General features: G+C 68.5%; 7 protein-coding genes and 1 pseudogene. 7 read left to right on the top strand and 1 reads right to left on the bottom strand.

The annotated features are described in order from the left end of the window. The first annotated feature begins 238 nt into the window (after positions 1-238). From BYZ73_RS02770 to BYZ73_RS02750, 6 genes and pseudogenes are all read left to right on the top strand, one after another. Positions 239-490 (top strand): DUF4212 domain-containing protein, encoded by a 252-nt coding sequence (locus BYZ73_RS02770; protein WP_112314809.1) that lies wholly within the window; start codon positions 239-241, stop codon positions 488-490. 15 nt (positions 491-505) lie between these two features. Continuing rightward, positions 506-2,323 carry a sodium:solute symporter family protein gene (locus tag BYZ73_RS02765; protein ID WP_108024421.1) on the top strand — a complete coding sequence of 606 codons (1,818 nt, stop codon included), beginning with the start codon at positions 506-508 and terminating at the stop codon, positions 2,321-2,323. A gap of 121 nt (positions 2,324-2,444) precedes the next feature. Beyond that, entirely contained in the window at positions 2,445-4,283 is a 1,839-nt protein-coding gene (locus tag BYZ73_RS02760; RefSeq protein WP_112314808.1) for a DUF294 nucleotidyltransferase-like domain-containing protein, read from the top strand. 3 nt (positions 4,284-4,286) lie between these two features. Next, complete coding sequence (locus BYZ73_RS02755) at positions 4,287-4,799, top strand: hypothetical protein (RefSeq protein WP_112314807.1); 513 nt, start codon at positions 4,287-4,289, stop codon at positions 4,797-4,799. 12 nt (positions 4,800-4,811) lie between these two features. Then, positions 4,812-5,180 (top strand): annotated as a pseudogene (locus BYZ73_RS23495) (response regulator transcription factor); the annotation flags it as partial. A 6-nt stretch (positions 5,181-5,186) separates the two neighbouring features. Further along, entirely contained in the window at positions 5,187-7,244 is a 2,058-nt protein-coding gene (locus BYZ73_RS02750; protein ID WP_220086785.1) for a 3'-5' exonuclease, read from the top strand. Here the strand turns inward: BYZ73_RS02750 and BYZ73_RS22340 are convergent. Further along, positions 7,238-8,482 carry a glycosyltransferase gene (locus BYZ73_RS22340; RefSeq protein WP_146746248.1) on the bottom strand — a complete coding sequence of 415 codons (1,245 nt, stop codon included), beginning with the start codon at positions 8,480-8,482 and terminating at the stop codon, positions 7,238-7,240. The two genes, BYZ73_RS02750 and BYZ73_RS22340, sit on opposite strands and share 7 nt — an antisense overlap. 161 nt (positions 8,483-8,643) lie before the next feature. Between BYZ73_RS22340 and BYZ73_RS02735 the strand changes: the two genes are divergently transcribed. Continuing rightward, a complete protein-coding gene (locus tag BYZ73_RS02735; RefSeq protein WP_181497940.1) occupies positions 8,644-9,936 on the top strand; it encodes a sensor histidine kinase in 1,293 nt (430 codons plus the stop codon). The last annotated feature ends 24 nt before the right edge of the window (positions 9,937-9,960 follow it).

Here is a 9,960-nt window from a genome sequence, read left to right as displayed (position 1 = left end):
GGTCCGGCAAGATCATGCGCCGGATCCTGCGCAAGATCGCCGAGAACGATTTCGGATCGCTCGGAGACATCTCGACACTCGCCGACCCTTCGGTCGTCGACGAGCTGATCAATAACAGGATGAACCGCGGCTAGGGGCGCCCCGCACCCCACCGCGCGACATTTCCCGATCCTCTCCGGCCGCCCGCAACGGGAGGTGGGCGGCCGGTTCCCTCTAACCGACATACGGGAGGAACCCAATGTCCGGACAGGACTCCGATTACTGGCGCGCGAATGTGCGCATCATCCTCATCTGCCTTGCGATCTGGGCGGTCGCATCCTTCGGTCTGGGCATCGTGCTTCGGCCGATGCTGGAAGGCATCATGGTCGGCGGCGCCGATCTGGGCTTCTGGTTCGCCCAGCAGGGCTCGATCTACGTCTTTCTCGTGCTGATCTTCGTCTATGCCTGGCTGATGAACGGGCTGGATCGCAAGCACGGCGTGGACGAGTAAGGGAGCCCGGACCAGATGGATCAGTTTACCCTCAACCTCGTTTTCGTCGGCATCACCTTCGCCATCTATGTCGGGATCGCGATCTGGGCCCGGGCGGGCTCGACCGCGGAATTCTATGCCGCGGGCCGGGGCGTGCACCCGGTCCTGAACGGGATGGCGACCGGCGCCGACTGGATGTCGGCGGCCTCGTTCATCTCGATGGCCGGGATCATCGCTCTGGCCCCCGCGGGCGGCTATACCCAGTCGGCCTTCCTGATGGGCTGGACCGGCGGCTATGTGCTGCTGGCGCTGCTTCTGGCGCCCTATCTGCGCAAGTTCGGCAAGTTCACCGTGCCGGAATTCATCGGCGACCGGTTCTATTCGGGCGGCGCGCGGCTTCTGGCGGTGATCTGCCTGATCGTGATCTCGATCACCTATGTGATCGGGCAGATGCGCGGCGTCGGCGTGACCTTCGGGCGCTTCCTCGAGGTCTCGACCGATACCGGGCTTTACATCGGCGCGGCCATCGTCTTCGCCTATGCCGTGTTCGGGGGCATGAAGGGCATCACCTACACGCAGGTCGCGCAATACGTCGTGCTGATCATCGCCTATACCATTCCGGCGATCTTCATCTCGCTGGCGCTGACCGGGTCCTTCCTGCCCCAGCTCGGGCTGATCGGGGACTATGCGCCGGGCGGTGGCGACCAGACCTTCCTTGCGAAACTCGACCAGGTGGTCACGGAACTGGGCTTTACCGCCTACACCGCCGACACGCCCAACATGCTGAACATGTTCCTCTTCACCATGTCGCTGATGATCGGCACCGCGGGTCTGCCGCATGTCATCATCCGCTTCTTCACCGTGCCGAAAGTGGCCGACGCGCGCACCTCGGCGGGCTGGGCTCTGGTCTTCATCGCGCTGCTCTACACCGTGGCCCCGGCCGTCGGGTCCATGGCGCGGCTGAACCTGACCACTACCATGTGGCCCAATGCGGTCGCGGGCAATGCGCTTGACGGCGACGCGATCAGCCTCGAGGCGATCCAGACCGATCCCAAGCTGAACTGGGTGAAGACCTGGGAACAGACCGGGCTTCTGGTGATGGAAGACCTGAACGGCGACGGCCTGATCCAGTACTACAACGACAAGAACCCCGAGATGCAGGCGCTGGCGGCCGAACGCGGCTGGCAGGGCAACGAGGTCACCAAGATCGACAACGACATCATGGTGCTTGCCAACCCCGAGATCGCGGCGCTGCCCTCCTGGGTGATCGCGCTGGTGGCGGCGGGGGCGCTGGCGGCGGCGCTGTCGACGGCGGCGGGTCTGCTGCTGGCGATCTCGTCGGCGATCTCGCATGACCTGATCAAGGGCTCGATCAACCCGAACATCTCGGAAAAGGGCGAGCTTCTGGCCGCGCGGATCTCGATGACCGGGGCGATCCTGATCGCGACCTGGCTTGGCCTCAACCCGCCCGGCTTTGCCGCGCAGGTGGTGGCGCTGGCCTTCGGTCTGGCCGCGGCGACGATCTTCCCGGCTCTGATGATGGGGATCTTCTCCAAGCGCGTGAACAAGGAAGGCGCCATCGCGGGGATGCTGGTCGGCCTGATCTTCACCGCCGTCTACATCTTCCTCTACAAGGGCTGGTTCTTCATCCCCGGCACCGCCACCTTCGAGGACGTTCCGGCGAACTACCTGTTCGGCATCTCGCCGCTGTCGATCGGCACGGTCGGCGCTGTCCTGAACTTCGCGGTCGCCTTCGGCATCTCGGCCGTGACCCGGACGCCGCCGCGCGAGGTGGTCGAGCTGGTCGAAAGCATCCGCGTGCCGCGCGGGGCCGGTGCTGCGACCGGTCACTGACGATACGCAAAGGGGGCGGGCTTCCGCCCCCTTTTTCCCGCCCCGCCGGCCTGTGTAGTCACGGCAGGGTTTTCCTTTTAGGTTTTTTGAACGATCCCGCTGCCCGCACAGGACCAGAGCCATGTCCGAGTCCGAGGCCGATATCCTGGCCAGCCTGACCCGCTATGCGCCCTTCGACATGGTGCCCGCAGCGGCGCTTGAAACCCTTGGCCCCAGCCTGACCCGTATCGCGGCCGAAGCGGGTCAGACGCTGTCCTACGAGGGCGAGCGGCTCGAGGCGCTTCTGGTGATCGAAAGCGGCACCGTCGAGATCGAGACCGACGGATCTGGCCCGGTCGCGCTGCGCGGCCCCGGCGACGTGATCGGCGAACGCGGGCTGCTGCGGCTGGGCCGGGCGACGCTGACCGCGCGGGTGTCCGAGGACGCGGTGCTGATCCGCCTGCCGAAAGAGCAGTTCTACGACCTCATCGACGAGGTCCCGGCCTTTGCCGCCTGGTTCCAGCGCGCGGCCCCGGCGCGGCCCGCCGACAGCGGTGCCGACGCGGCCGGGCTGACCGCGCTGAAAGTGTCGGACCTGATGACCCGGACTCCTGTGACCTGCCCGGTCGGGGTTGCGGTGCGCGACGTGGCGCGGCTGATGCGCGACAAGGGGATCTCTTCGGTGATCCTGATGGAGGGCGAGACGCCCGCGGGCATCGTCACGGTGCGCGATCTGGCCAACAAGGTGCTGGCCGAGGGGCTGGACGGCACCACGCCGGTCGCCCGGGTGATGACCTCGGATCTGATCACCATCGCGCCCGACGCGCTGGGGCTCGACGCGCTGATGCGGTTGGCCGATCACAATATCAGCCATCTGCCGGTGGCCGAGTGCGGGCGCATCGTCGGGCTGATCGGGCGCACCGATCTGTTCCGCCAGCAGGCGGCGACCGCCAGCCACATGATCGCCGAGATCGTCGATGCGGACAGCGCCGCCGAGATGGCCCGCGTCGTGGCGCAGGTGCCAAGCCTTCTGGCGCAGCTGGTCAGTGCCGGGGCCGGGGCCAGCGCCATCACCCGGCGGATCACCGACATCACCGATGCCATCACCCGGCGCCTTCTGGTGCTGGCCGAGGCCGAACTGGGCCCGCCGCCGGTGCCCTATCTCTGGCTGGCCTGCGGCAGTCAGGGCCGGCGCGAGCAGACCGGGCAAAGCGATCAGGACAATTGCCTGATCCTCGACGACGCCGTCGAGCCCGGGCAGGACGCCTATTTCCTCGCGCTGGCGAAATTCGTCTCGGACGGGCTCGATGCCTGCGGCTTCGTCTATTGCCCGGGCGACATGATGGCGACCAATCCGCGCTGGCGTCAGCCGCGCCGGGTCTGGCGGGACTATTTCGCGGGCTGGATCGCCCAGCCCGACAATCAGGCGCAGATGCTGGCCTCGGTGATGTTCGACCTGCGTCCGATCCATGGCGAGACCGCGCTGTTTCGCGATTTGCAGGCCGAAACCCTGGCCATGGCCCGCAAGAACTCGATCTTCGTCGCGCATATGGTGTCGAACTCGCTGAAACACACGCCTCCGCTGGGGCTTTTGCGCGGCTTTGCCCTGATCCGGTCGGGCGAGCACAAGGACACGGTCGATCTGAAGCATTCGGGCGTCGTGCCGGTGGTCGATCTGGGCCGGGTCTATGCGCTCCGGGGCGAGTTGCAGGCGGTCAACACCCGCGAGCGGCTGGAGGCGGCGCGCGAGACCGGCGTGATCTCGAAGGCGGGCGCGCATGATCTGATCGACGCCTATGACTTCATCGCCGAGACCCGGCTGAGGCATCAGGCGGCGCAGATCCGGGCAGGCGCGCGGCCCGACAATTTCATGCCGCCCGCGCAACTGTCCGAACTGGAACGCAACCACCTGCGCGATGCGTTCATGGTGATCAAGACAATGCAGTCCTCGGCCGGGCAGGGCCGGGGCGTGATGGGGTAGGCCATGTATATCGAACTGATCGCGATCATCGTTGCCGGGGTCGGCACGGGCGGGCTGGTGCTGGTGGTGAACCGCCTGACCGGCCGCCGCCTGCCGCGCTTTGCGGTGCCGCTGGCGGCCGCGGTCGCGATGCTGGCCTATGCGCTCTGGTCGGAATACACGTGGGGGGCGCGCACCGTGGCCAGCCTGCCCGAAGGCGTGGTCGAGGTGACCCGGGTCGACGAGACCATCGCCTGGAAGCCCTGGACCCTGGTCGCCCCCGTCACCACGCGGCTGATGGCAGCCAATCTGATCGGCGCCCAGTCCCGCCCCGACGCACCCTCTGTCCGGCTGGTCGAGCTTTACCTGCTGGCGCGCTGGCACGCGGCGCGCACGGTCACGGTGCTGATCGATTGCGCCGCGCCCGCCCGGGCCGAGGCCACCGACGCTACCCTGACCGACCCGGCCGTGGCCGACTGGCAGCCGCTGGCGCCGGGCGATCCGTTGGTCCGGGCGATCTGCGTGCCGCAGGACTGAGGAGCGGCGGGCATGGGCGAGAAGTCGGTTCTGCTGGTCGAGGACGAGGACGGCATCGCGCTGGCGCTGGAATTCCTGATTTCGCGCCAGGGTTACGACACAAGGCGGGTCAGCGACGGCAATGCCGCGCTTCGGGCCATGGAGGAGGACCGGCCCGATCTGGTGGTGCTTGACGTGATGCTGCCCGAACGCTCGGGCTACGAGATCTGCCAGATCATGCGGCAGGACGAGGACCTCAGGGATGTTAAGGTCCTCATGATGACAGCGCGCGGTGGAGAGGTCGAGCGGCGCAAGGGTCTGGCACTGGGCGCGGATGCGTTCCTGACAAAACCCTTTGCGACCGCGGATCTAACGGCCCAGATCCGTGCGCTCCTGGGGGAGACATGGATGCATGAGCGGCTAGGGCTGAGAGTTCGATTCGCACTGTTCTTCGGGGCGCTGGCGCTGGGCGGCACGGTGCTGCTGGGGGGCGCGCTGTGGTTCGGCCATGCCCGGGCGGGCGGTCCGGCCGACGGTTACGTGATTGCGGGGGTTCTGGCGGGCTGCGGTCTGCTGGGATTGGCGGCCTGGGTGGGGCTTTTGTTCGATTCGAACGTGGCCCGGCCCATTCAGGCCCTGGCATCCGATCTGCAGACCCGGGCCCGGGTCGACATCGCCGCCGATATCGACGAGGCGCCCGCGCGCTATCTGGGGGCGCTCGCGCCCGCCGCCAATGCGATCCACGACGCCTTGGCCGCGACCCGCGAGGCGCAGGACCGCGCGGTTGCCGAACGCACCGCCGCGCTGAACCGCGAAAAGGCGATGTTCGAGGCGCTGTTGCGCGATTTGGCCGAGGGGGTGGTGGTGGCCACGCCCGATCACCGGATCATGCTGTACAACCGTGCGGCGCTTGGGCTTCTGGGCGATCTGGGGCTCGACCGGCCGCTGACCGCCTTTCTCAGGCCCGAACCGCTGACCCATGCGCTCGACCGGATGGGCGCGCGGGCGGCGCGCGGCGAGGCCGAGGCCGAACGCTTTCTGGCCGCCACCGACAGCGGCGAGCGGTTCCTGATGGCCCGCGTCAGCCCGGTCGCGGTCGAGGGCCAGCGCGTGGGCTATGTGCTGATCTTCCACGACGCGACCGAGGATCTCGAGGCGCATGCCGAGCTCGACCACCTGTTCAACACCATGCTCGAGGCGGTGCGGCGGCCGACAGCGGCCATCGGCGCGCTGTTCGACGCCATCGAATCCGATCCCGACATGGCGGGCGAGGTGCGGTCGGCTTTCTTTGCCCAGCTGCGCAGCGAACAGGCGATGCTGGTCGACCGGATGAACCAGGTGGCCGACCGCTATGGCGTCGCCACCACCCGGCGCTGGCCGATGCCCGCCGTCGCCTCGGACGACATCTTCGATGCGCTGACCGCGCGCCTGCCCGAGGATCTGCGCTTCGAGGGCGGACGCCAGTTCGTCCGCTGCGACGGGTTCGCCATTTCCGAGCTTCTGGGCCGGGTGATCGAGGGGCTGCGGGCGGATGGCCGGCGCGGCGGTTTCGTGCTGCGCGCCGTACCCGAGGGGCGTGAGGTCTGTCTGGAACTGCACTGGACGGGCGCACCGGTCAGCGACGGGCAGATCGATCGCTGGCTCGAGACGCCGCTTTCGGCGGGCTATGGCGAATATCTCGGGCGTGACGCGCTGGAAGGCCATGGTACCGAGCTTTGGGCCGAGCCGACCGAGACCGGGCACCGGCTGGTCCTGCCGCTGGTGGCCGCGGCGGCGCCGGTGCTGACGCCCGCCGATCCGCGGCCGGAATTCTACGATTTCTCGCTCCCGCGCGCGGCCGCCGGGACGCTGGCCGACCGCCCGCTGTCCGGGCTCAGCTATGTGGTCTTCGACACCGAGACGACCGGGCTTGCGCCCCGGCAAGGCGACGAGATCGTGCAGATCGCCGGGCTGCGCATCGTCAACGGGCGCATCCTGCGCGGCGAGGTGTTCAACACGCTGGTCAATCCGGGGCGGCACATTCCGGCCTCGTCGACCGCGGTCCATGGCATCGACGACGCGATGGTGCGGGGCGTGCCCGATGTGGTGTCGGTCGGGCGACGGTTTCACGCCTTCTGCGAGGGGGCTGTGCTGGTTGCCCATAACGCGGCCTTCGACATGGCCTTCCTGAAGATGAAGGAAGACCGGCTGGGGCTTCGCTTCGACCATCCGGTGCTGTGCACGGTGCTGCTGTCGGCGGCACTTTATCCCCATGCCGAGGATCACACGCTGGATGCGCTGGCCTGCCGCTTCGGAGTGCGGCTCGACCCCGAGCACCGGCACACCGCGCTGGGCGATGCGCTGGCCACCGCCGAGGTCTTCCGCCACATGCTGGACGAGTTGCAGGCCACGGGGGTCCGCACGCTGGGCGAGGCGATGGCGCGGGCCAACGAGATGCACCGCATCCGCCGCGCCCAGAGCTACTGACCGGTTCCCGCCGGACCGGCGATCACCCTGCGGAAGAACGCCTCGCGCTTCGGATAAAGATCGCTTTGGGCGTAATGCGCGGCGGCATGGGCGCGGGCACGCTCGCCCATGGCGCGGGCGGCGGTGCGGTCGGCCAGAAGGGTCGCGATGCCTGCGGCGATCTCGCCGGGGGTCTGGAACTCGACGAAGCGGGCGGCATCGGGCGGCACCACCTCGCGCACCGGGGGCGTGTCCGAGACCACCATCGGGCAGGCCGCCGCCATCGCGTCGAGCAGCGACCAGGACAGAACGAAGGGCCGGGTCAGGTAGACATGCGCGTCGGACCGGCGCAGCAGCGCCCGATAGCGGCCCGCGGGCAGGCGTCCGGTGAAATGCAGCCGCGTCATGTCGAAGCCATGGGCGGCCAGGGCACGCGCCTTCCAGCTGTCGCCCTCGGGCAGGCGGCCGCCGTAATGCACCGAATCCTCGCCCGCGACGACCGCATGCACCGTGCTGTCCTCGGCCTGCAGCCGCGCCAGATCGGCCATGAATTCGGGAAAGCCGCGCATCGGCTCCATGCCTCGTGTGGCATAGGTGACCAGCGGCGCGGCGTCGGGCAGACCCTCCAGCGTGAAGGGCGGCTCGCCGGGCGGCGGACGGACCAGCGCGTCGATATCGACGCCGTCATGGATCACGGTTGCCCGTTCTTGCAGCCAGTCCGGCAACTGGTCGCGCTGAAAGGCGGTCGGCACCAGGATCGCGTCGGCGGCCTGCAGGTCCAGCAGGAAGGGCAGGTTGCGGCAGAGCGTGGCGGCGTGACGGTCCTCGACCGAGTCGGTGCTTTCCGACTCCATGTCGACGGGCGGGTAATTGTACCACCATTCGAGATAGGGCACGAACCGCGCCTTGGGCCAGACCACCCGCGCGAAGCTGCCCGAACCCCAGCCGGAATGGGCCACCACAAGATCAGGCGAAAATCCCTGCTGGCGCAGCGTGATCGCGGCCCGGGCCAGACCCTGTCCGTTCAGCACCGCCCGTTCGGTGCCGCGCAGATAGCGGTGGGTGGCCTTGTCCACGTCGCGGTGGCGGCCATAGCCCAGCACCCGCAACCCGCTTGCGGCGATCCGGGTCACGCGGTCCCGTGGGAACCCCTCGGCGGCGGTGGCGAAGACCACGTCCCAGCCGCGCGCGACCAGATATCCGGCGATGCCGCCGAACTGGGCCGGAAAGTTCTCATGCACGAAAAGGATGGATGGCATCGGCCCAAGCCTGCGTCAGTGTCGGGCCGAAGTCTAGGGCGAGCGAGGTTAACCGAACCTTAGGGCAGGTCTTCGGGCAGACCCACACGCAGGGCGCAGGTGACAAGCGCGGGTTGCGCTGGCAAGATCCGCGCCGCGATGCGTCTTGCCCCGAGGACAGAATGGATCACCGCAGGGAAATCGACCGGCTCTATGCGCTTGAATTCGGACGACCCCATGAATTTGTGCTGCGGTGGCTGGGCGTGGCGGTGGGCGGGGCCGTTTTTCAGGAGACCGAAGGCTGGACCGCGGTGCTGATCTGGACGGCGGGCTATGGCCTGGCCAATCTGGCCTATCTTGCCTTCCTGCGGAGCCGGGGCCGGATCTGCAGGGCACGCGACACGCGGATTGCGGGCGGGCTGTTCCTGGCAGTGCTGGTGTCCTTCCTGTGGCTTCCGACCACGCTGGGGGCCCAGGACGAGGCGGCGATCCGGATCACTGCGCTTTCCATGCTGGGTTGCGCCATGGTATTCCTGATCCGGCGCGGCGACAGCCAGCGCTGGCTGGTCCTGGCCGAGACGGCGGTCATCGGGCTGGCGCTGATGGTGCTGGTCGCGATGGCGCTGCCGCGGATCGACTCGATGGCGGTGCGTGGGGCGGCCACCGGCTCGGGGCTGGCGATGCTGGGCTATTTCGCCCATGCGATCTGGGCCGGACGCCGCCTGAGACTGGCGGCCGAGGCCGCCGCCCACGGGTCGCTGCAGGCTCAGAAGATGCAGGCGATGGGCGAACTGGCCGGTGGCATCGCGCATGATTTCAACAATATGCTGATGGCGCTGCAGGCCAATCTGGATTTCTACCGCGACAGTTCCGACCCAACCGACCGCGACCGCTGCATCGCCGAGGCCGCGGCGGCGGCCGACCGGGCCGCGGCGCTGGCCCGCCGTCTTCTGGCCTTTGCGCAGCGCGCGGAACCGGCTGGCCGCGACCGGGTCGATATGTCCCTGGCGCTGGAAGAGGTCCGGTCGCTGGTGCGGCCGCTGATCCCGCCCACCATCCGGATGCGGATCGCACCGCCCGAGGCGCCGGTGCTGGTCGAGGTCGCGCAGGACCAGCTGGTGGCCGCGCTGATCAATCTGCTGCTGAACGCGCGCGATGCGCTGCGGCTGGGCGGCGGGCTGGCGCTGGAAACCCGCCCGGTGCGCCTGACCGCGCCGCGCCCGATGCTGGACGGCTCGCAGCTGCCGCGTGGCGCCTATGCGGAAATCTCGATCACCGATACCGGCAGCGGCATCCCCGACGAGATCCTGAGCCGGGTGACCGAGCCGTTCTTCACCACCAAACCGGCGGGCGAGGGAACGGGGCTGGGCCTTGCGATGGTGCAGGGGTTCACCCGGAGCGCGCAGGGCGGCCTCGACATCGCCAGCTCGCGGGCGGGGACGCGGGTGTCGCTTTACCTGCCGCTGGCGGCCTGACCCATGCCCCGGCCCGCCGTTGCG

The organism is Rhodovulum viride (genome assembly GCF_003265965.1).
GTDB lineage: Bacteria > Pseudomonadota > Alphaproteobacteria > Rhodobacterales > Rhodobacteraceae > Rhodovulum > Rhodovulum kholense.
This window is presented reverse-complemented; position numbering and strand designations above follow the sequence as displayed.

Bases quoted from the DNA above. Each gene is read 5' to 3' on its own strand.
- BYZ73_RS02765 (WP_108024421.1), top strand. From the start codon at position 506: ATGGATCAGTTTACCCTCAACCTCGTTTTCGTCGGCATCACCTTCGCC.
- BYZ73_RS02760 (WP_112314808.1), top strand. From the start codon at position 2,445: ATGTCCGAGTCCGAGGCCGATATCCTGGCCAGCCTGACCCGCTATGCG.
- BYZ73_RS02770 (WP_112314809.1), top strand. From the start codon at position 239: ATGTCCGGACAGGACTCCGATTACTGGCGCGCGAATGTGCGCATCATC.
- BYZ73_RS02750 (WP_220086785.1), top strand. From the start codon at position 5,187: ATGCATGAGCGGCTAGGGCTGAGAGTTCGATTCGCACTGTTCTTCGGG.
- BYZ73_RS02755 (WP_112314807.1), top strand. From the start codon at position 4,287: ATGTATATCGAACTGATCGCGATCATCGTTGCCGGGGTCGGCACGGGC.
- BYZ73_RS02735 (WP_181497940.1), top strand. From the start codon at position 8,644: ATGGATCACCGCAGGGAAATCGACCGGCTCTATGCGCTTGAATTCGGA.
- BYZ73_RS22340 (WP_146746248.1), bottom strand. From the start codon at position 8,482: ATGCCATCCATCCTTTTCGTGCATGAGAACTTTCCGGCCCAGTTCGGC.